Genomic DNA, 25,577 nt, shown 5'->3' with positions numbered 1-25,577 from the left:
AGGGCCTTACGTTCCCACAGGGCTGACGCCCCGTCGCCATCGGCCTGAGGGGGATGACTTCGGCCACCGCCCACGCCCGCTGCATAGGCTGCCGCCATGACACCACCCCCTGTCGAGCTGGTGATCTTCGACTGCGACGGCGTGCTCGTCGACAGCGAGCGGATATGCGTCAAGGTGGACGCCGTGATCATGGCCGACCTCGGGTGCGCGTTCACCGAGGCGGAGATCATCGAGCGCTTCGTGGGCTCGTCCACCGAGGTCTACACGGCCGCGGTGGAGGAACGCCTCGGGCGGCGCCTGGAGAAGAACTGGCAGCAGCGGTACGAGCACCTCTACCAGGAGGCCTTCGCAGCCGAACTCACGGCCGTCGACGGCATTGCAGAGGCCCTGGACAGTCTGACCGCACCCTTCTGCGTGGCCTCGAACGGCGACCACGCAGGCATCCTGCACAGCCTGGCGCTCACCGCGCTGAGCGAGCGCTTCGATGGCCGCATCTTCAGCGCCACGGACGTCCCCAGAGGCAAGCCCGCCCCCGACCTCTTCCTGCACGCCGCCCGTTCCATGGGCGTGGATCCGGACCGGTGCGCGGTCGTCGAGGACAGCGCCTACGGCATCCAGGCCGCCCGCGCCGCGGGGATGCGCGCGTTCGGCTACTGCGGTGGCCTGACTCCGGCTGCGCGACTGGAAGGGCCGGGCACCGTCGTGTTCGACGACATGCGGGCTCTGCCTTCGCTGCTGAAGCGCGTCGACGGGTGAGCGCGTAGCTGTGCGGCGCTCCGCCGGCAGACTCAGGCTTCGTCGTTCTGGGGCTGCTCCAGCCGGGCGCGACGCCGGAAGTAGGGCGTCGAGCGGGTCACACCACTGGATGTCGCTGTGTCAGGTGACCGTAGCCGCCGGCCTGCCAGACGATCTCGCGGAACTCCCGCAGACTGAGCGCACGTCTGGGCTGACCCGGTGTGTCGGGGAACTGCACCGTGCCGCAGCGTCCGCAGTACCAAGCCCGGGACCACAGCTCCTCAGCGGCCGGTCGGCCGGCCAGGATCCGCCGGTATGCCGCGCGCCGTCTGGCCGACACGACGAAAAGGGCTGCCGCGGCGAGGAGCGCGATCGCGGATATCCACCCGAGGAAGGCGAAGTCATTCGGCGGGTCGGGTACCGGCTCCTGCGGGAAGATCAAGCCGCTGTTGTACGCGTCCGCGGGCGCGCCCGGCTCGTCCTCGAACCAATGACCCGCCTGGATCCCGCCGATGAACGTCCCGATGGACACCAGGGTGGCGAAGACGCCCAGGCAGCCGTAGCCGTGAGGCATCGGTGGCGGCGCGGGCGCCAGTGCCTTGGTCAGCCCCGTGCTTGCCTGGCGCACGGTGCGGGTCCCGTCTTCGTCGCGCAGTGCCGACACCTCGGTCATGCTGTCCCGGCCGGCTTGGTAGACGGCCGGAACACCCGAAACCCGGTCCGTGAGACGGCAGCTCGGACAGGGGTGAAGGCGTCGGTGTTCCGTGTCGTCGTTGTCTCTCATGGCTTTCCCCCGGTGTGATCGTCTCGATCGAGCGCCTGCATACCGTAGCCACGTCCAGGGAGTTGTCGAGAGGCCTTTGCCAGGTTGCCGTTGTCATCGAGGCGGGCGATGGCGCGGGCTTCGGCGCACCGGCGGCCGGTGCGGCCCTCGTCACGGATTCCGGGAGGGCGACCGGGCGACTGGTGTCGGACTCCGACACGATCTTCTCTCGCTTGGCACAGAAGAAGGGCTTCCTCCTCTTGAGTTGCCGGAAAGCGAAGAACATTAAGCTTGGGGGATGGGGTTGCTGAGAAACTCGGACCCGTTGGAATCGATGCAGTCATGGATTTCCGGTGAGCGCTCCAAGTGGGAATCCACGGCCATTACGTCGGAGGTTGAAGTAGCTCCGTCGGACCGGGGAACTCGCTCGGTCAGCTGGATCCTTGAGAGTGCGGACTTCATCGGCCAAGTCGTCGTCTGGGGAGACGGCCAATCCGAGATGGACCTGGCTGACGTGGCGACCGGGGAGGTACGTTCGCAGCACAGGAGAATCGACGATCACGACGGGCTCTGTTCGGTACTGAAGTCCGTCAGAGATTGGGTGGTTCTCAAGGGTTCACACGGTTAGCCGCGATCTTTCGCGCCACGGCGGCGGGCGGCCTCAGGAGCGGCCGAAGAGTCGTTCGAGGACCTCGGCCACGCCGTCCTCCTCGTTGGACGCCGTTCGCCGTCGTACGGAGGAGAGCACTGCCGGGTGGGCGTTGCCCATCGCGTAACCGGCACCCGCCCAGTTCAGGATGCTCAGGTCGTTGGGCATGTCGCCGAAGGCGACGACCTCGGCGGCGTCGATGCCCCGTTCGTCGCACAGCGCCGCCAGAGTGCCCGCCTTGGACACACCGTGCGCGCTGATCTCCAGCAGCCCGCGACCGCCGGAGTGCGTGAACTGGGCCGCCCCGCCTGCGGAATCCTCGGCCATCGCCAGCAGTCTGTCGGCGTCGAACCGGGCCGAGCAGGCCAGCAGTTGCACGATGGGGACGTCCGCCAGCCACAGGTCGGCCAGGGACGACACGGCGAGCTCGGCTTCGGGGGCGCCGGAGAAGCGCATCCCGTACGCGGGTTCGTACAGGAACCGGTGCCCCGTCTCCACGGCGAAGCCCAGCCCGGGGGCTGCTGCCGACAGTGCGGTGGCCACCTCGCGGGCGACCGGGAGGGGCAGGGTCCGGGAGCTGGTGACGGTACGCGTCCCGACGTCGTACACGAGTGCGCCGTTGCTGCACACCGCTGTGGCGACCAGGCCGGTCGCGGTGGCGAGCGCGTCGACGTACCGGGGCGGCCGGGCCGTGACGAAGACGACCTCCGAACCGGCGTCCGCGGCGGTCCGCAGGGCGCGCTGAGTGCGTTCCGAGACGCTGCCGTCCTTGCGCAGGAGCGTGCCGTCCAGGTCGGTGGCGATCAGTCGGGGCGGCAGCATCGCGACAGCTTAACGAGCCGCCACGGGGTGCGGATTCATATCCCGTCGGCCCTTGGCGCGCGCAGCACTGCCAGGAGAGTCCTGACCCTGAGCTCTGAGCTCTGAGCTCTGAGCTCTGAGTCCTGAGCCGGATCAGGAGCTTCCGTACGCTGCCGGGAGCCCCGCAGCCCGGCACCCTGAAAGTGGACCAGAATCCTCCGGTGCAGTATTTTGGACCAAAAGTTTAGCTGGATGGACGAAGGTGGAATCGGTGAGCGGGTCCCCGAGCGCGAGCGTGAGCGCCAGCGCCGCCCCCGGCGCGAGCGCGAGCGCAGATCAGGCGGCCGCCTCCGCCGTCGTGCTGCCCGAAGCGGCCGGTGCCCTGGAGAGCGGCGGAGGGCGCGGGCGCGCGCTCGGGCCGGTCGCGCTCGTCGTCGCGGGCGGGCTCTCGGTGCAGTTCGGTGCCGCCGTCGCCGTGCTGCTGATGCCCCGCGCGGGTGCGCTCGGCGTCGTCACGCTGCGACTCGTGCTCGCCGCGGTCGTCCTGATGCTGGTCTGCCGGCCGCGGCTGCGCGGGCACTCCCGCGCCGACTGGGGCACGGTCGTCGCCTTCGGCATCGCCATGGCGGCCATGAACATGCTGTTCTACCAAGCCGCGGACCGGATTCCGCTGGGCGCCGCCGTCACCCTGGAGGTGCTCGGACCGCTCGCGCTCTCGGTCGTCGTGTCGCGGCGGCTGATCAATCTGCTGTGGGCGGGCCTCGCGCTCGGCGGCGTCGTCCTGCTCAGCGGCGGTGGCTTCGACCGCCTCGACCCGGTCGGTGCGGCCTTCGCCATCGGGGCGGGCGCGATGTGGGCCGCGTACATCGTCTTCAGCGCTCGCACCGGACGCCGCTTCCCGCAGGCCGACGGGCTCGCCCTCGCCATGGCGGTCGGCGCGGTGCTCAGCCTGCCGTTCGGCTTCGCCGAGGCGGGGAGCAAACTGTTGGTGCCGTCCACGATCGGGCTCGGGCTCGCGGTCGCGCTGATGTCGTCCGTGCTGCCGTACACGCTCGAGCTCCTGGCCCTGCGCCGGCTGCCCGCGTCGACCTTCGCCGTACTGATGAGCCTGGAGCCCGCGATCGCGGCGACCGCCGGATTCCTGGTGCTGCACCAGGCCCTTTCCGCCGCCGATGCGGTGGCGATCGCCCTGGTGATCGCTGCGAGCATGGGGGCGGTACGGACACAGGTGCAGCGCGCCACCCGGTAGCCCGCCCGGTGACCCGTACGGGAGGCGGACACGATGATCCACCCCGACCTCGACCCCGACCCCGCCCCCGAAGGCAGCCCTGAAGACCTGGTCAGGGCCGCCCGTGCCGCCGGTGTGCGGGACGATCGCCTGCTGCAGGCCATCCGCGTCACCCCGCGCTCGGCATTCGTCCCCGTCTCCCACCGCGCATCGGCGTACGCGGACGTGCCGATCCCCATCAGCCACGGTCAGGTGACGACGCAACCCTCCCTCGTGGCCATGATGGTTGCCGCGCTGGGTCTCACCGGGAGCGAGCGCGTCCTGGAGATCGGCACCGGCTACGGCTTCCAGACCGCACTGCTGGCCCGCCTCGCCGCGTACGTCGTGAGTGTCGAGCGCTGGCCGGACATGGCGGAGCAGGCCAGGGCCAACCTCGCCGGCGAAGGAGTCAAGACCGTCAAGACCGTCAAGACCGTCGAGGCCGTCGAGACCGCCAAGATCGCCGAGACCGTCGAGACCGTCGAGACCGCCGAGACCGCCGAGACCTTCGAGAACGTCGAGATCGTTGTCGGCGACGGCACCCTCGGCATGCCCGCCCGCGCCCCCTATGACGCCGTCATCGTCTGCGCCGCCTTCCCGGAAGTCCCGCCGCCGCTGGTCCGGCAGCTGCGGATCGGCGGCCGTCTGGTCCAGCCGATCGGCCCGGGTGGCCAGGAGGAGGTCGAGCTGTACGAGCGGACGGCCCGGGGTCTCGTACGCCGCGGGAGGATCGTGGCGGCCCACTTCGTCCGCCTGTACGGGGACCACGGATATCCCGCGACCGCCCCGTTCGGGGATGCTGGGTGACATGGTGGCGGTCCTCGGCGTCGACGCGTGTGCGGACGGGTGGGTGGCGGTCGAGCTCCGTGATGCCCGATTCGCGGGGGCTCGCCTGAGCGCCGACCTGCGCTCCCTGCTGCGCGATGCGGGGCAGCCCGGGAGCGGCGCCGGCGCCGACGCCGGTGCCGACACGAACGCCGACGCCGACGCCGACGCCGACGCCGGCGTCGAGGTCGTGGCCGAGGACATGCCGCTGGGGCTCCTGGACGAGGGATGGCGGCACGCGGACGCGTACGCGGCGGCCCTGCTGGGCCGGCTGCGGAGCAGTGTCTTCCGGGTACCGCCGCACGCTGTGTGGCAGGAGGAGCAGTACGAGACCGCGAACCGCCGGTGCCGGGAGCTCACCGGTGCCGGGCTCAGCCGCCAGAGCTGGGCGCTGGCCGCCAAACTCCGCGAGGCGAACGGCTGCTTGGCGGACGCCGGGGGCGATCGCCTCTTCGAAGTGCACCCCGAGGTGTCGTTCTGGGCGCTGGCCGGGGAGACGCCGCTCCCGCACCGCAAGAGGAGCTGGGCGGGGCAGATGGCCCGGCGCTCGCTCCTCGAGGCCGCCGGCGTCGTCATCCCCGACGAGCTCGGGGAGGCGGGACGTGCCCGGCCGGACGACGTGCTGGACGCGGCGGCCGCGGCGTGGAGCGCACACCGGATCGCCCTGGGCCGCGCGCGCTCGCTCCCGGACCCGCCCCAACACGACGGCCGCGGCCGTCCGATCGCGATCTGGTACTGACGGTGACTGGGGGCCGCCGACGGGCTCGTGCGGACGCCGAAAAAGTAAAGCAAGCACGCTTGCTTGTTTCTGCTCGCGCTGCCATGCTCCGGACACCACGCCGTGTCCCGGAGGGAGCGCACCGTGTCCGACACCGCAGTCGTCCTCGACGACCTGCGCGCAGAGAGCGAGGAACTCGACCGGCTCGTCGCCGAGTTGAGCGAGGAGCGATGGGCCGCCGCGACCCCCGCCGCGGGCTGGACCGTCGCCCACCAGATCGCCCACCTCGCCTGGACCGACGAGGTGGCCCTGCTCGCCGTCACGGACGCCGAAGCCTTCGGCGCCGAGGTGAAGAAGGCCCTCGCCGCGCCCGACGCCTTCGTCGACCAGGCCGCGGAGGCGGGGGCCGGGCAGCCGCCGGCCGAGCTGCTGGGGCGGTGGCGCGCCGGCCGCGAGCGGCTCCGCCAGGCCCTGCGCGGTGCGCCCCCCGGGGCCCGTTTCCCCTGGTACGGGCCGCCTATGAGTGCCATGTCGATGGCGACCGCCCGGCTCATGGAGACCTGGGCGCACGGCCAGGACGTCGCCGACGCGCTCGGCGTCGTACGCGAACCGACCGCGCGGCTGCGGCATGTCGCGCACATCGGCGTACGCGCCCGGGACTACGCCTACTTCGTGCGCGGGATCGAGGCGCCGAAGGAGGCGTTCCGGATCGAGCTGACCGCTCCGGACGGGGCGCTGTGGACGTACGGGCCCGAGGACGCCACCCAGCGCGTGACCGGCCCCGCGCTGGACTTCTGCCTGCTGGTCACGCAGCGCGCCCACCGCGACGACCTCGCCGTACGGGCCGAGGGCCCCGACGCCGACCGGTGGCTGGACATCGCCCAGGCCTTCGCGGGCCCGGCGGGTGCGGGCCGCGCGCCCAAGGGGGCGTGACATGGACACCTTGAGGATCGGCAACGCCTCCGGGTTCTACGGCGACCGCTTCGACGCCGTGCGCGAGATGCTGACGGGCGGCGAACTCGACGTACTGACCGGCGACTACCTCGCCGAGCTGACCATGCTCATCCTCGGCCGCGACCGGGCGAAGGACTCGCGCCTCGGCTACGCCAAGACGTTTCTGCGGCAACTGGAGGAGGGCCTCGGGCTCGCCCACGAGCGCGGGGTGCGGATCGTCACCAACGCCGGCGGGCTCAACCCGGCGTGCCTCGCGGACGCGGTGCGCGCGCTCGCGGACCGGGTGGGCGTGCCCGTGCGGGTCGCCCACGTCGAGGGCGACGACCTGACCGCCCGCTTCCCGGACGCGCTCGCGGCGAACGCGTACCTCGGCGGGGGCGGGATCGCCGCGTGCCTCGCCGCCGGGGCCGACGTCGTCGTCACCGGGCGGGTCACGGACGCGGCGCTGGTCACAGGGCCCGCGCAGTGGCGGTTCGGCTGGGGCCCCGAGGCGTACGACCAACTGGCGGGCGCGGTGGTCGCCGGGCATGTGCTGGAGTGCGGCACGCAGGCGACCGGCGGCAACTACTCCTTCTTCACCGGCCATGACGTGCGGCGGCCCGGCTTCCCCGTAGCGGAGCTGCACGCCGACGGCAGCTGCGTCATCACCAAACACCCCGGCACCGGCGGGCTCGTGGACGTCGGTACGGTCACGGCCCAGCTCCTGTACGAGACGGGCGGCGCCCGGTATGCCGGTCCCGACGTCACCGCCCGCCTCGACTCCGTACGGCTCACCCAGGACGGGCCCGACCGGGTCCGTGTCACGGGCGTGCGCGGCGAGGCCCCGCCCCCCACCCTCAAGACCGGGCTGTGCAGGGTCGGCGGCTGGCGCAACGAAGTCGTCTTCGTCCTGACAGGACTGGACGTGGAGGCGAAGGCGGAGCTGGTGCGGGGGCAGCTCGAGGACGCCTTCGCGCGGGCCAAGTCCCGGCCGGAGGAGGTCCGCTGGGAACTGGCCCGCACCGACCGCCCCGATGCGGACACGGAGGAGACGGCGAGCGCGCTGCTCCGGCTGGTGGTACGGGACCGGGACGCGGAGGCCGTGGGCCGGGTCGTCAGCGGCGCGGCGATCGAGCTGGCGCTCGGCAGCTACCCCGGCTTCCATGTGACGGCCCCGCCGGGGAAGGGCGCACCGTACGGGGTGTTCGAGGCGGTGTACGTGGACGCGGCGTCGGTGGAGCACGTCGCCGTGCTGCCGGACGGGGAGCGGATGCCGGTGCCTGTGCCTGCGGCGGGGCGTACGCGGCCGCTGGAGCCCGTCGCCGCACCGCCCCTGCCCGAGCCGCTCCCGGCCGGCGGTCCGGTGCGCCGCGTACCGCTCGGCGCCGTCGCGGGCGCCCGCAGCGGCGACAAGGGCGGGGACGCGAACGTCGGGGTGTGGGTCCGGACGGACGAGGCGTGGCGGTGGCTGGCCCACGAGCTCACGGTGGACCGCTTCCGTGATCTCCTGCCGGAGGCCGCGGGCTCGACCGTCGCACGGCACGTCCTGCCGAACCTGCGCGCGCTGAACTTCGTCGTCCACGGGCTGCTCGGCGAGGGCGTCGCCGCGCAGGCCCGCTTCGACCCCCAGGCGAAGGCGGTGGGCGAGTGGCTTCGGGCGCGACACGTCGACGTGCCGGAGGTGCTGCTGTGACGCCGACGTGCGCGCCCGGTACCGGCCGGGCGGCCCGGGTGTCCGCCCTCGAACGCCGGACGGGCTCCGAGGGAGCCCCACCCGCACCCGCCCCCCACCCCCACCGGAGGTGACCCCATGACCATCCTCGCCAGCACGCTGGACACGACGTCACCCGAATACGCCGCCCACCGCGCCGCCATGCTCACCAAGCTCGACGCGCTCGACGCCGAGCACACGAAGGCCCTGGCAGGCGGCGGCGAGAAATACGTCGCCCGGCACCGGAAGCGTGGCAAGCTGCTCGCCCGCGAGCGGATCGAGCTCCTCCTCGACCCGGACACACCGTTCCTGGAGCTGTCGCCGCTCGCCGCGTGGGGGAGCGACTACCCCGTCGGCGCCTCCATCGTCACCGGCATCGGGACGGTCGAGGGCGTCGAGTGCCTGATCACCGCCAACGACCCGACCGTACGCGGCGGAGCCAGCAACCCCTGGACGCTGAAGAAGGCCCTCCGCGCCAACGAGATCGCGTTCGCCAACCGCCTCCCCGTCATCAGCCTCGTCGAGTCGGGCGGCGCCGATCTCCCTTCCCAGAAGGAGATCTTCATCCCCGGCGGGGCCCTCTTCCGCGACCTCACCCGGCTCTCCGCCGCCGGTATCCCGACCATCGCCGTCGTCTTCGGCAACTCCACCGCCGGCGGGGCGTACGTACCCGGAATGTCCGACCACACCGTCATGATCAAGGAGCAGTCGAAGGTCTTCCTCGGCGGCCCGCCGCTCGTCAAGATGGCCACCGGCGAGGAGAGCGACGACGAGTCCCTCGGCGGCGCCGAGATGCACGCCCGCACCTCCGGTCTCGCCGACCACTACGCGCACGACGAGCACGACGCCGTCCGCCATGCCCGCCGGATCGTCGCCCGCCTCAACCACCGCAAGGCGCACCCCGATCCGGCCGTTCCCGCCGCGGAGCCGAAGTACGACGAGGACGAGCTGCTCGGCATCGTCCCCGAGGACCTCAAGACCCCCTTCGACCCGCGCGAGGTCATCGCCCGGATCGTCGACGGCTCCGACTTCGACGAGTTCAAGCCGCTGTACGGGACGAGCCTGGTCACCGGCTGGGCACGGCTGCACGGCTACCCCGTCGGCGTCCTGGCCAATGCGCAGGGCGTGCTGTTCAGCGCCGAGTCGCAGAAGGCCGCCCAGTTCATCCAGCTCGCCAACCAGCGCGACATCCCGCTCCTCTTCCTCCACAACACCACCGGCTACATGGTCGGCAAGGAGTACGAGCAGGGCGGCATCATCAAGCACGGCGCGATGATGATCAACGCGGTGTCGAACTCGAAGGTCCCGCACCTGTCCGTGCTGATGGGCGCGAGCTACGGCGCCGGGCACTACGGCATGTGCGGCAGGGCCTACGACCCGCGCTTCCTCTTCGCCTGGCCCAGCGCCAAGTCCGCCGTGATGGGCCCGCAGCAGCTCGCCGGAGTCCTGTCGATCGTCGCCCGTGCGTCCGCCGCCGCGAAGGGGCAGCCGTACGACGACGAGGCGGACGTCGGCCTGCGGGCGATGGTGGAGCAGCAGATCGAGACGGAATCGCTGCCGATGTTCCTGTCCGGGCGGCTGTACGACGACGGCGTCATCGACCCGCGCGACACCCGGACGGTCCTCGGCATGTGCCTGTCCGCCATCCACACGGCCCCGGTCGAAGGCGCGCGCGGCGGCTTCGGCGTCTTCAGGATGTGAGACCCGATGATCCACACTGTTCTTGTCGCCAACCGGGGCGAGATCGCCTGCCGGGTCTTCCGCACCTGCCGTGAGCTGGGCATCGCGACCGTCGCGGTGTACTCGGACGCGGATGCCGGCGCGCTGCACGTACGGGAGGCGGACGCGGCCGTACGCCTCCCGGGCGCCACCCCCGCCGAGACCTATCTGCGCGGTGACCTGATCGTGAAGGCGGCGCTCGCGGCGGGCGCGGACGCGGTGCACCCCGGGTACGGGTTCCTGTCCGAGAACGCCGGCTTCGCACGCGCCGTCATCGACGCGGGGCTGGTGTGGATCGGCCCGCCGCCGGACGCCATCGAGGCGATGGCGTCCAAGACGCGCGCCAAGGAGCTGATGGGCATCGCGCCCCTCGCCGAGGCCGATGTCACCGAGGACGACCTGCCGGTGCTGGTCAAGGCTGCCGCGGGCGGCGGCGGACGCGGGATGCGGATCGTACGCGAACTCTCGTTGCTCAAGGACGAGTTGGAGGCGGCGCGGGCCGAGGCGCTCAGCGCCTTCGGGGACGGCGAGGTCTTCGTCGAGCCGTTCGTCGAGAACGGCCGCCATGTCGAGGTGCAGATCCTCGCCGACGCGCACGGTACGGTCTGGGCGCTCGGCACCCGCGACTGCTCCCTGCAGCGCCGCCACCAGAAGGTGATCGAGGAGGCCCCGGCGCCCGGGCTGTCCCCGGAACTCACCGCCACCCTGCACGAGTCGGCGGTGCGCGCGGCCCGTGCGACGGACTACCGGGGCGCCGGCACGGTGGAGTTCCTGGTCGCCGACGGCAAGGCGCACTTCCTGGAGATGAACACCCGCCTCCAGGTCGAACACCCGGTGACGGAGGCGGTGTTCGGCCTCGATCTCGTCGCCCTGCAGATCCGGGTCGCGGAGGGCGACCCCCTCGGCACCGAACCGCCGCCCGTCCACGGCCACGCCGTCGAGGCCCGCCTCTACGCGGAGGACCCGTCCCGCGAGTGGGCCCCGCAGACCGGCACGCTGCACGCGCTGTCCTTCCCCACCCACCCGCCCTTGAACGTGGGGGACGGGGCCCCCCACACTCCCTGGCCGCCCTCGGCGCCGCACGCCGGGGCGGGCCGGGCGACGGCGGCGGGGATTTTCCGGGCGTCCTTGCGGCCCGCGACGACCGCGACGACCGTGGGGAGCCCGGCGCTCCGCGCGGGCGGATTGGACGACCGCCCGGCGGCCGGTACCGGCGGTGTTCCGGCGGCTCCGGCAGCCGGCGCGGGCGGGGGGCACGCCGGGGCCGGCCTGACGCCCGGGGCCGGCGATACGCACGGTGGCGCCGCGGTCGGGGAGGGCGGGGTTCCGGCCGCCCCGGTGCTCGGCGCCGGCAGTGGGAGGGCGCCCTGGGCCCGGGTCGATACGGGGTACGGGCCCGGGGACCGTATCGGGGTGCACTACGACCCGATGCTGGCCAAGGTCGTCGCCTGGGCGCCCACCCGGGCGGAGGCCGTGCGGAAGCTGGCCGGGGTGTTGGAGCGGGCCCGGGTGCACGGGCCGGTCACCAATCGCGAGCTGCTCGTACGGTCCCTGCGGCACCCCGAGTTCGCCTCCGGCGGGATGGACACCGGCTTCTACGACCGGCATCTGCCGGAGCTGACCGCCACCGAGGACGGCGAGGAGATCGCCGCGCTCGCGGCCGCCCTCGCGGACGCGGCCGCGCGGCAGGCGGCCGGGGGCGCGACCGCCCGCCTCGGCGGCTGGCGCAACCTCCCGTCGCAGCCGCAGGTCAAGCGCTATCAGGGCCGCCACGGCGAGCACGAAGTGCGCTACCGCCACACCCGTCGCGGCACGGAAGCCGAAGGCCTCCCCGGTGTACGGGTCCTCGACACGGCCCCGCACGCCGTACGGCTGGAAGTCGACGGCGTACAGCGGGAGTACCGGGTCGCCCGCTACGACGGCCGCATCCACGTCGACACGGCCGCACGCGCCTACACGCTCACCGCGGCGCCCCGCTTCCCCGACCCCACCGACCGGCACGAGCCCGGCTCGCTGCTCGCGCCCATGCCCGGAATCGTCGTCCGGGTCGCCGATGGCCTGGCCCCCGGGGCGACGGTCACTGCCGGGCAGCCCCTCGTCTGGCTGGAGGCGATGAAGATGGAGCACAGGATCTCCGCTCCCGCCTCCGGCACGCTCACCGCGCTCCACGCCGCCCCCGGCCGCCAGGTCGAGGTCGGTGCCCTTCTCGCCGTCGTACAAGCAGCCGTACCGGAGGAGCCCGCATCATGACCACGAACATCGAGAGCGAAGAGCACACCGCACTGCGCGCCGCCGTGTCCGCGCTCGGACACCGGCACGGCCGCGGCCACGACCGCGAGGCGCTGTGGGCCGAGGCCGCCAAGCTCGGCTATCTCGGCGTGAACCTGCCCGAGGAGCACGGCGGCGGAGGCGGCGGCATGGCCGAGCTGTCCATCGTCCTGGAGGAGCTGGGCGCGGCGGGCTGCCCGCTGCTGATGATGGTGGTCTCGCCCGCCATCTGCGGCACCGTCATCGCCCGCTTCGGCACCGAGGAGCAGAAGCGCGCCTGGCTCCCCGGGCTCGCCGACGGCACCCGCACCATGGCCTTCGGCATCACCGAGCCCGACGCCGGATCGAACTCCCACCGCATCACCACCACGGCCCGCAGGACCGAGGACGGCGGCTGGCGGCTGACCGGCCGCAAGGTCTTCATCTCCGGCGTCGACATCGCCGACGCCACGCTCGTCGTCGGACGGACGGAGGACGCGCGAACCGGCCGCCTCAAGCCGTGCCTGTTCATCGTCCCGCGCGACGCCCCCGGCTTCACCCGCTCGCAGATCGACATGGAACTGCACGCCCACGAGAAGCAGTTCGAGCTCGTCCTCGACGACGTGGCCCTGCCCGCCGACGCCCTCGTCGGCGACGAGGACGCGGGCCTGCTCCAGCTCTTCGCCGGGCTCAACCCCGAGCGGATCATGACCGCCGCGTTCGCCATCGGCATGGGGCGGTACGCCCTCGCGCAGGCCGTCGACTACGCGAGGACCCGGCAGGTCTGGAAGGACCCCATCGGCGCCCACCAGGCCATCGCCCACCCTCTCGCCCAGGCCCACATAGAGCTGGAGCTCGCCCGCCTGATGATGCAGAAGGCCGCCGCCCTGTACGACGCGGGCGACGACGCCGGCGCGGGCGAGGCGGCGAACATGGCCAAGTACGCGGCCGCCGAGGCCTGTGTGAGGGCCGTCGACCAGTCCGTGCACACCCTCGGCGGCAACGGCCTCACCCGCGAGTACGGCCTCGCCTCGCTGATCACGGCCTCCCGCGTCGCCCGGATCGCCCCCGTCAGCCGGGAGATGATCCTCAACTACGTATCCCATCAGTCCCTGGGTCTCCCCAAGTCCTACTGAAAGACGCGATTCTGGCGAGCACCACTCCATCGCCGAAGGGGCCCCAGCTGCCATGGTGATCAACAGCGAGTACGCGGACGTTCCGGCCGTCTCCCTCCCCATCCACGACGCCGTCCTGGGCCGCGCGGCCGAGTACGGCGACACCGTCGCGCTGATCGACGGGGCGGGCGACATGACGATCACGTACACACAGCTCGACACGTTCCACCGCCGGATCGCCGCCGCACTCGCCGACGCCGGCGTGCGCAAGGGCGACGTCCTCGCTCTGCACAGCCCCAACACGGTGGCCTACCCGACGGTCTTCTACGCCGCGACTCGCGCCGGGGCGTCCGTCACCACCGTCCACCCGCTGGCCACGGCGGAGGAGTTCGCGAAGCAGCTGCGCGACTCCTCCGCCCGCTGGATCGTCACCGTGTCCCCGCTCCTCGAAGCCGCCCGCCGCGCCGCCGAACTCGTCGGCGGCATCGAGGAGATCTTCGTCTGCGACCAGGCGGAAGGACACCGCTCGATCCTCGGCATGCTCGGCTCCGGCGCGCCCGAGCCCGACGTCGCCATCGACCCGGCCGAGGACATCGCCGCTCTCCCGTACTCCTCCGGCACCACCGGCGTCCCCAAGGGCGTCATGCTCACCCACCGGTCCATCGCCACCAACCTGGCCCAGCTGGAACCGCTCATACCGATGAAGCCCGGCGACCGGATCCTCGCCGTGCTGCCGTTCTTCCACATCTACGGCCTCACCGCCCTGATGAACGCCCCGCTGCGCAAGGGCGCCACCGTCGTCGTCCTGCCCCGCTTCGACCTCGAACAGTTCCTGGCCGCGATAGAGAAGCACCGCATCAACGGGCTGTACGTCGCCCCGCCGATCGTCCTCGCCCTCGCCAAACACCCGGCGGTCGCCAAGTACGACCTGACGTCGCTGGAGTACATCGTCAGCGCCGCCGCCCCGCTCGACGCCCAGCTCGCGCAGGCATGCTCGGCACGGCTGAAGCTGCCGCCGGTGCGGCAGGCTTACGGCATGACCGAGCTGTCGCCCGGCACCCATGTCGTGCCGCTGTCCGCCGCGATCCCGCCGCCCGGCACCGTCGGGAAGCTCCTGCCGAACACCGAGATGCGGATCCTCGCGCTCGACGACCACGGCCGGGACGCGGCCGCCGGCGAGGAGGGCGAGATCGCAATCCGCGGCCCGCAGGTGATGAAGGGCTACCTCGGCCGCCCCGAAGCCACCGCCGACATGATCGACGCCGACGGATGGGTGCACACCGGAGACATCGGGCGCGTCGACGAGGACGGCTGGCTGTTCGTCGTCGACCGCGTCAAGGAACTCATCAAGTACAAGGGCTTCCAGGTCGCCCCGGCCGAGCTGGAAGCCCTGCTCCTCACCCATGAGGGCATCGCCGACGCGGCGGTGATCGGCGTGTACGACGCCGACGGCAACGAGGTCCCGAAGGCGTACGTCGTGCGGCAGCCGACCGCGACCGGCCTCACGGCGGACGACGTCATGGCCTACGTCGCCGAGCGCGTCGCCCCGTACAAGAAGATCCGCCGCCTCGAATTCATCGCCGGAGTGCCGCGGGCCGCGTCGGGGAAGATCCTCCGCCGCGAACTGCGGGACCGGGAGAAGGAGAACACGTGACATTCATCAGCACGGCGTCGGATCGGGGCATCACGACACTGACGCTCGACTCGCCGGCGAACCGCAACGCCCTGTCGGCGCGGCTCGTCGGCGAGCTCGCCGACGCACTGACCGCCTGCGGGAAGGACCCGGCCGTACGGGCGGTCGTCCTCACCCACACCGGGGGCACCTTCAGCGCCGGCGCCGATCTGAAGGAGCCGCCGAACCCGTACACCTTCGTCGCCCTGCTTCGGCAGATCGTCGAACTGCCGAAGCCGGTGGTGGCGCGGGTGGCGGGCCATGTACGGGCCGGGGGGCTCGGCCTCGTCGGTGCCTGCGACGTCGCGGCCGCGACGTCGGGCTCGGACTTCGCGTTCACCGAGGTACGCATCGGGGTCGCCCCCGCGGTCATCTCACTGCCGCTGCTGCCACGCCTGGAGCCGCGCGCAGCCGCCCGCTACTACCTGAGCGGTGAACGCTTCGACGCCGCCGAGGCGGCCCGTACCGGACTGGTGACGGCCGTCGGCGAGGACGTGGACGAGGTCCTCGCGCCCGTGCTCGACGGCTTCCGCAAGGCCTCACCACAGGCCCTGGACGCGACGAAGCAGCTGCTCACGGCTAGGGTGCGGGAGACCTTCGACCGCGACGCGGAGGATCTCGTGCAGCGCTCGGCGTCGCTCTTCGCCTCGGCGGAGGCGCGCGAGGGGATGACCGCCTTCCTCGAACGACGGGACCCCGCATGGGTGTGGTGACCACTCCGAAGCAGGACCGCAGCCGGGTGACCCGGCAGCGCCTGCTGGAGGCGGCCGTCGCCTGCCTGGCCGAACACGGCTGGGCAGGCTCGACCGTCTCCGTGGTCGCCGAACGCGCCGGCGTCTCGCGGGGCGCGGCACAGCACCACTTCCCGACCCGGGAGGACCTCTTCACGGCCGCGGTCGAGTACGTCGCGGAGGAGCGGTCGTCGGCCCTGCGGGCGCTCCCGGTGCAGAACCGGGCGGCCGTGGTCGAGGCCCTCGTCGACCTCTACACCGGCCCGCTGTTCCGCGCCGCCCTGCACCTGTGGGTGGCGGCGTCCAACGAGGAGCAGCTGCGCGGCCGCGTCACCGAACTGGAGGCGCGGGTCGGCCGCGAAACCCACCGGATAGCCGTCGAGCTGCTGGGTGCCGACGAGTCGGTGCCGGGAGTGCGGGAAACGGTCCAGGGGCTGCTGGACATGGCGCGCGGACTGGGCCTCGCGAACCTGCTGACGGACGACGCGGCAAGGCGGCGCAGGGTGGTCGCGCAGTGGGGGCGGCTGGTGGAGGAGGCGCTGGGCTGACGGCCCGGCCCCACCCGGTGTGACCCGGGTCATCCCCGGTCGGCGCGCCCCCGGCGTACCCTTTTCGCATGCTTCCGCTCGTACGCCGCCGCCACGTGGACTTCCTCCGCGTCACGAGCATGGCCTGTCCGGCTCACGTCTGACACAGGCCCCACTCCACCCCACCCGGCCCACCGGCCCCGCCCCACCGAGGCGGCCACCGGCGGTACGCGTTCCCGGTCATCGCCGGGACCGGCGGCCGGGACCAGACACAGCGGACGCAACCCATGTCTTTCTCGTCTTACCCGCAGGACTACTCGCAGCTCCCGGTCATCGACCTCTCCGCGGCCGACCGCGGCCCCACCGCCCGCGCCGAGCTGCACGCCCGGCTCCACAACGCCGCCCATGACGTCGGCTTCTTCCAGCTGACCGGCCACGGAGTGACCGGCGCCGAGGTGGACGCCCTGATGAGCGCCATGCGGGCCTTCTTCGCGCTGCCCGAGGCGGAGCGGCACGCCATCGACAACGTCAACTCACCGCACTTCCGCGGCTACACGCGCATCGGCGACGAACGCACCGGCGGCAGCCAGGACTGGCGCGACCAGCTCGACATCGGCGCCGAACGGCCCGCCCACATACCGGGGCCGGGCGAGCCCGCGTACTGGTGGCTGGAGGGCCCCAACCAGTGGCCGGCCGCGCTCCCCGGGCTGCGCACCGCCGCGCTCGCCTGGATCGACCGGCTCAGCGGGGTCGCCGGGAAGCTCCTGCACGAGCTGCTCGCGGCGATCGGCGCGCCCCCGGACTTCTACGACGACATCTTCGGCGACCGTGCTCACCTGCACCTGAAGCTGGTGCGGTACCCGGGAAGCGCCCCCGGCGCCCCCGGCGGCCCCGGGGACGCGGCGGGCCAGGGCGTCGGCGCCCACAAGGACTACGGCTTCCTCACCCTGCTGCACCAGGACACCGTCGGCGGACTCCAGGTGCAGCGCGCGGACGGCGCCTTCCACGACGTACCGCCGCTGCCCGGCGCGTTCGTCGTCAATCTCGGCGAGCTGCTCGAAGTCGCCACCAACGGCTATCTGCTCGCCACCAACCACCGCGTGGTCAGCCCGCCCGGCGCCACCGAGCGCTACTCCGTGCCGTTCTTCTACAACCCGCGCCTGGACGCCCGGATCGCACCGCTGCCGTTCCCGTACGCGGCGGACGCGCCCGGAATCACCGCGGATCCGGCCAACCCGCTGTTCGCGGAGTACGGGCGCAACGAGCTCAAGGGCAAACTGCGGGCGCACCCGCTGGTCGCCGCCCGCCACCACGCGGGGCTGGTGGAACGGGCGGCGTAACCGGAGCGATCTGCCTCACAGGCCTCGGTCGGCGATGTCGGCGTAACCCTCGATGTCGCGCGGGTCGCGCGAGCCCGGACCGACGTACCGGGCGGACGGACGCACCAGCCGTCCGGTGCGCTTCTGCTCCAGGATGTGCGCCGACCAGCCGGCCGTACGGGCACACGTGAACATCGACGTGAACATGTGCGCCGGGACCTCCGCGAAGTCCAGCATGATCGCCGCCCAGAACTCCACGTTCGTCGCCAGGACCCGGTCCGGGCGGCGTGCGTGCAGCTCCTCCAGCGCGGCCCTCTCCAGCGCCTCCGCGATCTCGTAACGCGGCGCACCCAGCTCCTTCGCCGTACGCCGCAGCACGCGGGCGCGCGGGTCCTCGGCCCGGTACACGCGGTGACCGAAGCCCATCAGCCGCTCACCCTTGTCGAGGGCCTTCTTCACGTACGCCGTCGCGTCGCCGGTCCGCTCGATCTCCTCGATCATGCCGAGGACGCGGGACGGCGCACCACCGTGCAGCGGGCCGGACATGGCGCCGACCGCGCCGGACAGGGCGGCCGCCACATCGGCGCCGGTCGAGGCGATGACGCGGGCGGTGAAGGTCGAGGCGTTCATGCCGTGCTCGGCGGCCGACGTCCAGTACGCGTCGACGGCCTTGACGTGCTTCGGGTCCGGCTCGCCGCGCCAGCGGATCATGAACCGCTCGACGACCGACTGCGCCTTGTCGATCTCGCGCTGCGGCACCATCGGCAGACCCTGCCCGCGGGCACTCTGTGCCACGTACGACAGCGCCATCACGGCGGCCCGCGCGAGGTCGTCGCGCGCCTGCGCCTCGTCGATGTCGAGGAGCGGTTTGAGGCCCCACACGGGCGCGAGCATCGCGAGCGCCGACTGGACGTCGACGCGGATGTCACCGGAGTGCACCGGGATCGGGAACGGCTCGGCGGCCGGCAGACCGGGGTTGAACGCGCCGTCGACCAGCAGGCCCCACACGTTCCCGAACGAGACGTGACCGACGAGATCCTCGATGTCGACGCCGCGGTACCGGAGCGCGCCGCCTTCCTTATCCGGTTCGGCGATCTCCGTCTCGAACGCGACGACTCCTTCGAGTCCGGGTACGAAGTCGGACATGAGGCGGCTCCTCGTAGTTCGGTTCGGGTCGCACCGGTGGTCGAACCGGCCGGTCACCCCGGTGATGCCCCGTGCGGGGGGTGGTCACCCTATCCGCGTCGTAGGGAGGCCACAGTGGCCCAGCGCATGATTTTGGCGGGTCCCACTGATGCGCGGAAGCGTGACATCCGGCACAGTCCGCCGATCCGGTTCAGGAGGATTAACGGCACTCAGTGCCGGGCAAACTCTGCCTCCGCTTCGGGGGAACGTGGCGCGCTTCGTACCGGGCTCCGAAGCAGCCAGGCAGTGGCGGACGGCGCCGGCGTGCGTTCTCGATACCACTGCCTGCGCTTGCATGTTCGAGGTTTCCGCCCAGATCACACATGCGTGCGCTAAATCCGCCCATAGCCGCACGACCCGATACGGCGGTGACTAGCGTCGCAAAGCGTTACCGGACGAGCGAGGCCACTTGCTCCCACTGTGAGTGGCCAGCCCCAGTCATCACGATCGCGAGATCACGCGGAGGTGTTGCTCGATGGCTACGTTTCCTGCGGGCGAGAAGACCCACCAGGCTGTGCTTCCTCAGCAGCCCGCTCTGGAATCCGTGGGAGCAGACACCCCTGGGAGCAGGGACGAAACGGCTCACGGACACCCCGCCACCGCGCGGGGCACCGGCAGGGAACATGGGCGAGGGGAGACCGGCGGGAACAGCACCACGCCCCGTCGGCGTCACGCCGTAAAGGCAGAGACCGGGGATGGTGACGTCCCCGCACAGGGCAATACCTACGAGGGCGGAACGGGCGCAAGCAGGGTCTTCGTACTCGACAAGCACGGACGTCCGCTCATGCCATGCCACCCCGCGCGCGCACGCGAACTCCTCACCAAAGGCCGTGCCGTCGTCGCGCGCCACGCGCCATTCACCATCCGCATCAAGGACCGCACGCGCGCCGCATCAGAAGTCGAAGGCGTCCAGTTACGAATCGACCCGGGCTCCAAGGGCACGGGCATCGCCGTCACCGATACGAAGATCGCATTCCATGACGGCGCGACCGTGACCGTGCGGCGTGGATTGATCTCACTCGAACTCCAGCACCGAGGCGACCAGATCCACCGAGCGATGGGACAGCGCGCCGGCTACCGCCGCAGGCGGAGATCGGCCAACTGCCGCCACCGCGCACCAAGGGCCGCCAATCGCACACGCCCGAAGGGGTGGCTGCCCCCGTCACTCCGACATCGGGTCGACACCACACTGTCGACCGCCCGCCGCCTCTGCCGGTACGCACCGATCACCGAGATCCACATCGAACGAGCCGCCTTCGATACGCATGCTATGAGCGCAGGCAAAGGCCTCACCGCGGCCGAATATCAGAACGGCACGCTGGCCGGGACGGAGATCCGCGAGTACCTGCTCGCGAAGTGGGGGCGAGCCTGCGCGTACTGCGGGGCCACCGGCGTACCGCTCAACACCGAGCACATCCAGCCGCGCAGCCACGGCGGATCCAACCGCATTTCCAACCTCACTCTGGCCTGCGTCCCCTGCAACGAAGCCAAGGGCTCGACTCCTGTCGAGGAATTTCTGGCCCATAACCCGGAGCGCCTCGCGGCGATCCGGCGACAGGTCAAGATGCCCCTCCACGACGCCGCGGCCATGAACGCGACCCGCCAGCAGCTCACGGACGCCCTCAAGACGCTCGGGAAACCCGTATACGCCTGGTCCGGTGGCCGGACGAAGTGGAACCGCACCGCCATGGGGCTGAACAAGACACATACCTTGGACGCCCTCGCCGTGGGCGAGCTGGACCATGAGAACGGGGACGCCATCGTCCGTGTCCCCCAACAGGTCTGCGTCGTCAAAGCAACCGGACGCGGGGCCTACGCACGCACCACCCCCGATCGGTACGGCTTCCCTCGCCTTCAGCGCCCGCGTCGCAAGCAGCACTATGGCTTCGCCACTGGCGACCTCGTCCGCGCCGTCGTGCCCACCGGCAAGTGGACGGGCACCTGGACCGGGCGCGTGGCTGTCCGCGCCACAGGACGCCACAGCGTCACCATCCCGACTGGGCGCATCGACATCTCCTACAAGTACCTGACGCTGCTCCAGCGGGCCGACGGTTACTCGCACGCCCATCGTCAAGAAGACACAAAAATGGGTTGAGGTGCTCTCCGGGGGTTCCTAGTGTGGGGTCCACACTGAAAGGAGGTGATCCGGAAGTGATTTCTTTTCGGACTCGTGAGGTGACTGCGGGCTAGCGGCCCGTCGTCGCACATCGTGCACCTCGGCAGCCTCTGCCGAAATCCAAGCAGTCACCGACCCGCGGGCTCGCCGGTACGTCCGGCCGGCTTCCTCTTCGGAGGAGACCAGAGCCCGCGGGTTTCTGCGTTCCCAGGCGCCGGTACGACGCATCAGGCCAGGCTCAGGCTGCCCGTGCGCTGGGACCGCGCCTCGCCCGTGCGCAGGACGATCGCGGCCGCCGCCAGGAGCAGAGCGCTCAGGGCGGCGAGGCCGGTGAGAGTGGGGGCCAGGTCGACGAGCGTGCGGCCCTCCAGCAACGCGCCGAGGACCGCGATCAGGCTGCCCGTGAGGGGGAAGACCGCGCCCACGATCTGGACGAGGGCCGGGAGGGCGAAGTTCGGGAGGCGGACGGCGCTGACGAACCAGAGGGGTTCGTCGAGGATCGTGTAGAGGAACGAGAACACCAGCAGGCTGTTGAGGAAGGCTCCCCAGGCGACCGCGGGCACGAGCAGGGCCAGGACGACGACTCCGTACATCCACCAGGCGGACACGGGGAGGGTCCCGAAGCCCGTCAGCGCGGCGACGGTGAAGCAGGTGAGCAGCCGGGCGTTCTGGAGGAGGGCCCCGGCGCCGTTGGCGATCATCAGGGTGAGTCGGCCGGCGGGGGTGAGGAAGAGGAGTTCCAGGGTGCCGGTGGCGCGTTCGAAGGAGAAGGCCAGGCGGACTGGACGAGGGAGAAGAAGAAGGCGTCGTACGCGTGGGTGCCGGTGGCCAGGAAGGCGAGCAGGCGGTCGGGGTCGGCGGCCAGCGGCCAGTTCGCCGCGGCGGGGGACGCGGTCGCGACCGGCGCAGGGTGTAGTCGGACATGGACGCGCGGCTGGCCGCGGCGCTGCGGCTGCCGACGTTCCGGGCCGGGCAGTCACTGCGGCTGAAGCGGGCGGTGCTGGTGGTGGACCGGGAGCGTACGGTCCGGCACGTGCAGTTCCCGGTCACGGACATCCCGGCGGCCGTGGAGACGGCTCTGGAACGGGGGCGCGAGGTGGCTGCCGCCTCGGGGTGACGGGGTGAGGGGCCGGCGTGGTGACCGAGTGAGGGGGCGACGGGCCGGCGTGGTGACGGCCGTCAGGGTGACAGGCGCTCCACCCGCCAGCCCGCGGGCTCCTCGGCCGTCCGTACGTACCGCAGCCGGTCGTGCAGCCGGTTCTCGTGCCCCTGCCAGAACTCGACCGTCTCCGGCGTGACCCGGTAGCCGCCCCACTCCGGCGGCACCGGGACCTGCTCCCCCGCCGGGTAGCGGGCCCCGAGCTCCTCGTAGCGCCGCAGCAACTCGTCCCGGGAGGAGATCACCGAGGACTGGGCGCTGGCCCAGGCGCCCAGCTGGGAGCCGTGCGGGCGGGTGCGGAAATACGCGGCGGTCTCGTCGCGGCCGACGCGGGCCGCCGTGCCGGTGACGATGACCTGGCGGGCGAGCGGGTGCCAGGGGAAGAGCAGCGAGACGTACGGGTTGGCGTCGAGCTCGCGGCCCTTGCGGGAGCCGTAGTTGGTGTAGAAGACGAAGCCGCGGTCGTCGAAGTGCTTGAGCAGCACGGTGCGCGAGGAGGGCCGGCCGTCGGGGGTGGCCGTGGAGACGACCATGGCGTTCGGCTCGTGGAGGTGGCCGGCCGCGGCGTCCTTGAACCAGTGGACGAACTGCTCCATCGGCTCGGCGGGCAGATCCGCCTCGTGGAGCGGAGTCGAGCGGTACTGCTCGCGCATGGCGGCGGGGTCGAGAGCGTCGGTCACGGGATCATCCTGCCCTAGGGCTGTCCGGCGGATCCTTTCCCCTGCCCACCGCCCCCTGCCCACCGCCCTTCCACCTCTTCCTGTCCACCTCTTCCTGTCCACCTCGTCCCGCGGTGTGGATCTCGGCGGTGACGCGGAAGCGGCGGGTTTTCCGAGGAACAACGATTTCCGGGAAATTCGTGTGTCCTGTGTCACGTTCCAGTTGAATGGCCGAGTGCGTCTGCACGTGAGTACACGTCCTGCAGGGGGTGCCGGGATGAGTGCGTCCAGGAGTGAGACGGCCCATGCTCTCGGGCCTGACGAGCCGGAGCGGGAGTCGGAGCGGGTGGAGCCCGGGTCGGATCTGCTTGCCGCGTTGCTGGACGGGATGGACGCGGCGCTGTGTGCGTTCGACGCCGACGGGGTGATCACGCACTGGAACCGGGAGGCCGAGCGGATCCTCGGCTGGTCGCCGGAGGAGGCCGTGGGGCGGCGCGGGTTCGCGGGGTGGGCGGTGCGGTCCGCGGACGCGGACGAGGTGCAGGGGCGGCTGATGGGCGCGATGCACGCGCCGGGGCGGCAGGTGCACGAGTTCGCGCTGCTCCGCAAGGACGGCGGGCGGGTACTCGTACGGACGCAGTCGGCCGGGGTGCGCGGGGCGGACGGGAAGCCCGCGGGGGTGTACTGCGCGTTCAGCGAGGTGCATGCGCAGATCGATCTGGAGCGGTCGATCGCGCTGAGCGAGGCGCTGTTCGAGGACGCCTCGTGGGGCGTCGTCCTGGTGGACGTGGATCTCAGGCCGACCGTCGTCAACGGGCACGCGGCCCGGATGCTCGGCTCCGGCGCGCGTACGACGCTGCTGGGGCGGCCGCTCGGCGAGCTTGTCGTGCAGGGCGTGGAGGAGTTGGAGGGCGCGCTGCACCATGTGCTCGCGGAGGGCGCGCCGGGGTCGCTCGCTGAGCTGTGGGTGACGGTGCGGACGGACGAGGGGGAGCGGAGGCGGTGCTGGCGCAGCGGGTTCCTGCGGCTGGCGTCGCCGTTGGCGGAGGAACCGGTGCCGCTGGGGGTCGGCTGGCTGTTCCAGGACGTGACGGAGGCGAAGCTCGCGGAGCAGGACGCGGACCGGCTGCGGTTCCGGTTCAGTCAGCTGCACCGGGCGGCGCGGGCGGCCGCGGAGTGCGAGGACCCGATGGAGGCGGCGACGGCGCAGGTGGATTTCGCGCTGGCCGGCTTCGCGGATCACGCGCTCGTGGACGTGGTGGCGCCCGGCGGCGGGGGTGAACGGCTCGTACGGGCCGCGGCGACGCCCTCGGGTGCGCCGGGGCCGGTCGCGCGCGTGGCCGGGGCGGGGATCCCGGTGCGCTATGCGCAGGGGCATCCGGCGCTGCAGGCGATGGACCGGATCGGTTCGGTGCGGGCGAGCGCGGGAGGCGGCAAGGGCGGCAAAGGCGGTCCGGAGGCGTGGGCGGCGGAGCGCCAGTGGCCCCGCGACGCGGTGCACGCCCTGTGCACGGTGCTGCGCAGCCGCGGCCGCACGCTGGGCGTACTGACGTTCCTGCGGGCGCCGAACCGGCCCGCCTTCGAGCGCTCGGACGCCGTGTACGCGGAGAGCGTGGCGACGCGGGTGGCTGCGGCGCTGGACCTGTCCGCGTCGCAGGGGGAGTGAAGGCGCGGCGCGGGGCCTTTCCCCGCAGGCGTGGGCCCGCCCCATCGCGGCCGGACAATCCAGCCCCGTCCGGCGATTCGGGCGACGCGGTGCTGCTGGACCATCCGGTCCAGAACCTCGCCGCGACCGTGTCAGTGCCGGAAGAAGATCCGGTCCGCGTACTCGGTCATCACGCGCCTGTTCCACTCATGACCACCGTCGACGTTGCCGGAGCGCAGCAGCGGCGGCTCGATGCCGCGCGCGACGAGCTCGCCCGCCGCGGCAGCCATCGTCGCCTGCATCAGCGCGCTGGTGACGACGGTGGAGGCCGGGGCGAAGGGGGCTTCGATGCCCTCGGCGGTCAGCTCCGCGTCACCCACCGCGATCTTGGAGTCGAGGACGATGTCGCAGTGGTCCTTGAGGTACGTCCCGGAGGCGTGCAGGGAGGGGGTGCCTCCCGTGCCCGAAGGGCTACGGGGGAGGGTCTCCGTCGCGTACGCCACCGACGTCACACCGATCACCGTGAGGCCGAGGGCCTGCGCGTTCATGGCCATTTCGACCGGCAGGGCGTTGCGGCCGGAGAGCGAGACGATGATCAGCAGATCGCCGGAGCGGGCGGGGCTGGAGTCGAGGACCGCGCCCGCGAGGCCGTCCACGCGCTCGAGCGCGGAGCCCAGCGTGGCGGGCATGACGTCGACGCCGACGACGCCCGGGACGGCGAGCAGGTTCATCAGGGCAAGGCCGCCCGCACGGTAGACGACGTCCTGGGCGGCCAGCGAGGAGTGGCCCGCGCCGAACGCGAAGAGCCGGCCGCCCGCCGCGACGGTGTCCGCGATGGCGGTGCCGGCGGCCGCGATACTGGCCGCCTCCTCGTCCCGTACGCGCTCGAGCAGGCCGATCGCGGCGTCGAAGAACTGACCCGCCAGTTTGTTCTCGCCCATTGCGGTCGCCCCTTTTCGTCGTGTCGCGGATCACGTTGCGGTCTGGACCATTGCTCTGTCAATACGGGCTTCCCGCAGTGGGCCCCGTTGTCAGTGCGATGCGTCAGAATTGAGCCAGGGCCATCGCACGATTCTTTTGT

At 71.9% G+C, this 25,577-nt stretch carries 22 protein-coding genes and 1 pseudogene; 17 read left to right on the top strand and 6 right to left on the bottom strand.

What is annotated here, in order from left to right:
- Window positions 1-96 precede the first annotated feature (96 nt).
- Window positions 97-756 carry an HAD family hydrolase gene (locus ACWCXB_RS03530; RefSeq protein ID WP_450718552.1) on the top strand — a complete coding sequence of 220 codons (660 nt, stop codon included), beginning with the start codon at window positions 97-99 and terminating at the stop codon, window positions 754-756.
- 97 nt (window positions 757-853) lie between these two features.
- Here ACWCXB_RS03530 and ACWCXB_RS03525 read toward each other — a convergent pair whose 3' ends face one another.
- On the bottom strand, window positions 854-1,408 hold the full coding sequence (locus tag ACWCXB_RS03525) for a hypothetical protein (RefSeq protein WP_450718550.1): 555 nt from the start codon (window positions 1,406-1,408) through the stop codon (window positions 854-856).
- 388 nt (window positions 1,409-1,796) lie between these two features.
- On the opposite strand from ACWCXB_RS03525, the gene ACWCXB_RS03520 reads away from it, so the two are divergent.
- Window positions 1,797-2,126 (top strand): immunity protein TriTu family protein, encoded by a 330-nt coding sequence (locus tag ACWCXB_RS03520; protein WP_450718548.1) that lies wholly within the window; start codon window positions 1,797-1,799, stop codon window positions 2,124-2,126.
- 33 nt (window positions 2,127-2,159) lie between these two features.
- On the opposite strand, the gene ACWCXB_RS03515 is transcribed toward ACWCXB_RS03520, so the two are convergent.
- Window positions 2,160-2,969 carry an HAD family hydrolase gene (locus ACWCXB_RS03515; protein ID WP_450718546.1) on the bottom strand — a complete coding sequence of 270 codons (810 nt, stop codon included), beginning with the start codon at window positions 2,967-2,969 and terminating at the stop codon, window positions 2,160-2,162.
- 340 nt (window positions 2,970-3,309) lie between these two features.
- Between ACWCXB_RS03515 and ACWCXB_RS03510 the strand changes: the two genes are divergently transcribed.
- The 12 genes from ACWCXB_RS03510 to ACWCXB_RS03455 all read left to right on the top strand — a co-directional run bounded on the left by ACWCXB_RS03510 (window position 3,310) and on the right by ACWCXB_RS03455 (window position 17,753).
- A complete protein-coding gene (locus ACWCXB_RS03510; RefSeq protein ID WP_450718945.1) occupies window positions 3,310-4,197 on the top strand; it encodes an EamA family transporter in 888 nt (295 codons plus the stop codon).
- Window positions 4,198-4,230: 33 nt separating this feature from the next.
- Window positions 4,231-5,022: a protein-L-isoaspartate O-methyltransferase family protein gene (locus ACWCXB_RS03505; protein ID WP_450718544.1), complete on the top strand. Its 792-nt coding sequence runs from the start codon at window positions 4,231-4,233 to the stop codon at window positions 5,020-5,022.
- Window position 5,023: 1 nt separating this feature from the next.
- A complete protein-coding gene (locus ACWCXB_RS03500) occupies window positions 5,024-5,779 on the top strand; it encodes a DUF429 domain-containing protein (protein WP_450718542.1) in 756 nt (251 codons plus the stop codon).
- A gap of 123 nt (window positions 5,780-5,902) precedes the next feature.
- Window positions 5,903-6,691, top strand: coding sequence for a TIGR03084 family metal-binding protein (locus ACWCXB_RS03495; protein WP_450718540.1), 789 nt, complete (start codon window positions 5,903-5,905; stop codon window positions 6,689-6,691).
- Between the two features lies 1 nt (window position 6,692).
- Window positions 6,693-8,384: an acyclic terpene utilization AtuA family protein gene (locus ACWCXB_RS03490; protein ID WP_450718538.1), complete on the top strand. Its 1,692-nt coding sequence runs from the start codon at window positions 6,693-6,695 to the stop codon at window positions 8,382-8,384.
- Window positions 8,385-8,501: 117 nt separating this feature from the next.
- Window positions 8,502-10,103 carry an acyl-CoA carboxylase subunit beta gene (locus ACWCXB_RS03485; protein ID WP_450718536.1) on the top strand — a complete coding sequence of 534 codons (1,602 nt, stop codon included), beginning with the start codon at window positions 8,502-8,504 and terminating at the stop codon, window positions 10,101-10,103.
- A gap of 6 nt (window positions 10,104-10,109) precedes the next feature.
- Window positions 10,110-12,371, top strand: coding sequence for an ATP-binding protein (locus ACWCXB_RS03480; RefSeq protein ID WP_450718534.1), 2,262 nt, complete (start codon window positions 10,110-10,112; stop codon window positions 12,369-12,371).
- Window positions 12,368-13,504 carry an acyl-CoA dehydrogenase family protein gene (locus tag ACWCXB_RS03475; RefSeq protein ID WP_450718532.1) on the top strand — a complete coding sequence of 379 codons (1,137 nt, stop codon included), beginning with the start codon at window positions 12,368-12,370 and terminating at the stop codon, window positions 13,502-13,504. The genes ACWCXB_RS03480 and ACWCXB_RS03475 overlap by 4 nt, the downstream gene beginning before the upstream one ends.
- A 52-nt stretch (window positions 13,505-13,556) precedes the next feature.
- A complete protein-coding gene (locus ACWCXB_RS03470) occupies window positions 13,557-15,137 on the top strand; it encodes a 4-coumarate--CoA ligase family protein (RefSeq protein ID WP_450718530.1) in 1,581 nt (526 codons plus the stop codon).
- Window positions 15,134-15,868 carry an enoyl-CoA hydratase family protein gene (locus ACWCXB_RS03465; protein ID WP_450718528.1) on the top strand — a complete coding sequence of 245 codons (735 nt, stop codon included), beginning with the start codon at window positions 15,134-15,136 and terminating at the stop codon, window positions 15,866-15,868. The genes ACWCXB_RS03470 and ACWCXB_RS03465 overlap by 4 nt, the downstream gene beginning before the upstream one ends.
- Window positions 15,856-16,434: a TetR/AcrR family transcriptional regulator gene (locus tag ACWCXB_RS03460; RefSeq protein ID WP_450718526.1), complete on the top strand. Its 579-nt coding sequence runs from the start codon at window positions 15,856-15,858 to the stop codon at window positions 16,432-16,434. Before ACWCXB_RS03465 ends, ACWCXB_RS03460 begins: the two co-directional genes overlap by 13 nt.
- Window positions 16,435-16,700: 266 nt before the next feature.
- Window positions 16,701-17,753 carry an isopenicillin N synthase family dioxygenase gene (locus ACWCXB_RS03455; RefSeq protein WP_450718524.1) on the top strand — a complete coding sequence of 351 codons (1,053 nt, stop codon included), beginning with the start codon at window positions 16,701-16,703 and terminating at the stop codon, window positions 17,751-17,753.
- Between the two features lie 15 nt (window positions 17,754-17,768).
- Here the strand turns inward: ACWCXB_RS03455 and ACWCXB_RS03450 are convergent, their stop codons facing one another.
- Window positions 17,769-18,878 carry a citrate synthase 2 gene (locus ACWCXB_RS03450; protein ID WP_450718522.1) on the bottom strand — a complete coding sequence of 370 codons (1,110 nt, stop codon included), beginning with the start codon at window positions 18,876-18,878 and terminating at the stop codon, window positions 17,769-17,771.
- 514 nt (window positions 18,879-19,392) lie between these two features.
- Here ACWCXB_RS03450 and iscB point away from each other — a divergent pair.
- Window positions 19,393-21,012, top strand: coding sequence for an RNA-guided endonuclease IscB (iscB, locus tag ACWCXB_RS03445; RefSeq protein WP_450718943.1), 1,620 nt, complete (start codon window positions 19,393-19,395; stop codon window positions 21,010-21,012).
- A 248-nt stretch (window positions 21,013-21,260) separates the two neighbouring features.
- Here the strand turns inward: iscB and ACWCXB_RS03440 are convergent, their stop codons facing one another.
- Window positions 21,261-21,734 (bottom strand): hypothetical protein, encoded by a 474-nt coding sequence (locus ACWCXB_RS03440; RefSeq protein ID WP_450718520.1) that lies wholly within the window; start codon window positions 21,732-21,734, stop codon window positions 21,261-21,263.
- 215 nt (window positions 21,735-21,949) lie between these two features.
- Here ACWCXB_RS03440 and ACWCXB_RS03435 point away from each other — a divergent pair.
- A pseudogene (locus ACWCXB_RS03435) lies at window positions 21,950-22,150 on the top strand (winged helix-turn-helix transcriptional regulator); the annotation flags it as partial.
- Between the two features lie 62 nt (window positions 22,151-22,212).
- Here ACWCXB_RS03435 and pdxH read toward each other — a convergent pair.
- Window positions 22,213-22,872 carry a pyridoxamine 5'-phosphate oxidase gene (gene pdxH / locus ACWCXB_RS03430; RefSeq protein WP_450718518.1) on the bottom strand — a complete coding sequence of 220 codons (660 nt, stop codon included), beginning with the start codon at window positions 22,870-22,872 and terminating at the stop codon, window positions 22,213-22,215.
- A 256-nt stretch (window positions 22,873-23,128) separates the two neighbouring features.
- On the opposite strand from pdxH, the gene ACWCXB_RS03425 reads away from it, so the two are divergent.
- Window positions 23,129-24,517 (top strand): PAS domain-containing protein, encoded by a 1,389-nt coding sequence (locus tag ACWCXB_RS03425; RefSeq protein ID WP_450718516.1) that lies wholly within the window; start codon window positions 23,129-23,131, stop codon window positions 24,515-24,517.
- Between the two features lie 131 nt (window positions 24,518-24,648).
- Here the strand turns inward: ACWCXB_RS03425 and ACWCXB_RS03420 are convergent, their stop codons facing one another.
- On the bottom strand, window positions 24,649-25,437 hold the full coding sequence (locus ACWCXB_RS03420; RefSeq protein WP_450718514.1) for an SIS domain-containing protein: 789 nt from the start codon (window positions 25,435-25,437) through the stop codon (window positions 24,649-24,651).
- Window positions 25,438-25,577 lie beyond the last annotated feature (140 nt).

The sequence above is a fragment of the Streptomyces sp. NPDC001514 genome, assembly GCF_053597075.1.
This window is presented reverse-complemented; position numbering and strand designations above follow the sequence as displayed.

Excerpts from the sequence above, each read along its gene's own strand:
- ACWCXB_RS03455 (WP_450718524.1), top strand. The coding sequence starts at position 16,701 with ATGTCTTTCTCGTCTTACCCGCAGGACTACTCGCAGCTCCCGGTCATC.
- ACWCXB_RS03420 (WP_450718514.1), bottom strand. The coding sequence starts at position 25,437 with ATGGGCGAGAACAAACTGGCGGGTCAGTTCTTCGACGCCGCGATCGGC.
- ACWCXB_RS03425 (WP_450718516.1), top strand. The coding sequence starts at position 23,129 with ATGAGTGCGTCCAGGAGTGAGACGGCCCATGCTCTCGGGCCTGACGAG.
- iscB (WP_450718943.1), top strand. The coding sequence starts at position 19,393 with ATGGCTACGTTTCCTGCGGGCGAGAAGACCCACCAGGCTGTGCTTCCT.
- ACWCXB_RS03520 (WP_450718548.1), top strand. The coding sequence starts at position 1,797 with ATGGGGTTGCTGAGAAACTCGGACCCGTTGGAATCGATGCAGTCATGG.
- ACWCXB_RS03490 (WP_450718538.1), top strand. The coding sequence starts at position 6,693 with ATGGACACCTTGAGGATCGGCAACGCCTCCGGGTTCTACGGCGACCGC.
- ACWCXB_RS03485 (WP_450718536.1), top strand. The coding sequence starts at position 8,502 with ATGACCATCCTCGCCAGCACGCTGGACACGACGTCACCCGAATACGCC.
- ACWCXB_RS03530 (WP_450718552.1), top strand. The coding sequence starts at position 97 with ATGACACCACCCCCTGTCGAGCTGGTGATCTTCGACTGCGACGGCGTG.
- ACWCXB_RS03505 (WP_450718544.1), top strand. The coding sequence starts at position 4,231 with ATGATCCACCCCGACCTCGACCCCGACCCCGCCCCCGAAGGCAGCCCT.
- ACWCXB_RS03475 (WP_450718532.1), top strand. The coding sequence starts at position 12,368 with ATGACCACGAACATCGAGAGCGAAGAGCACACCGCACTGCGCGCCGCC.
- ACWCXB_RS03525 (WP_450718550.1), bottom strand. The coding sequence starts at position 1,408 with ATGACCGAGGTGTCGGCACTGCGCGACGAAGACGGGACCCGCACCGTG.
- ACWCXB_RS03450 (WP_450718522.1), bottom strand. The coding sequence starts at position 18,878 with ATGTCCGACTTCGTACCCGGACTCGAAGGAGTCGTCGCGTTCGAGACG.
- ACWCXB_RS03480 (WP_450718534.1), top strand. The coding sequence starts at position 10,110 with ATGATCCACACTGTTCTTGTCGCCAACCGGGGCGAGATCGCCTGCCGG.
- ACWCXB_RS03500 (WP_450718542.1), top strand. The coding sequence starts at position 5,024 with ATGGTGGCGGTCCTCGGCGTCGACGCGTGTGCGGACGGGTGGGTGGCG.
- ACWCXB_RS03515 (WP_450718546.1), bottom strand. The coding sequence starts at position 2,969 with ATGCTGCCGCCCCGACTGATCGCCACCGACCTGGACGGCACGCTCCTG.
- ACWCXB_RS03470 (WP_450718530.1), top strand. The coding sequence starts at position 13,557 with ATGGTGATCAACAGCGAGTACGCGGACGTTCCGGCCGTCTCCCTCCCC.
- ACWCXB_RS03440 (WP_450718520.1), bottom strand. The coding sequence starts at position 21,734 with ATGATCGCCAACGGCGCCGGGGCCCTCCTCCAGAACGCCCGGCTGCTC.
- ACWCXB_RS03460 (WP_450718526.1), top strand. The coding sequence starts at position 15,856 with ATGGGTGTGGTGACCACTCCGAAGCAGGACCGCAGCCGGGTGACCCGG.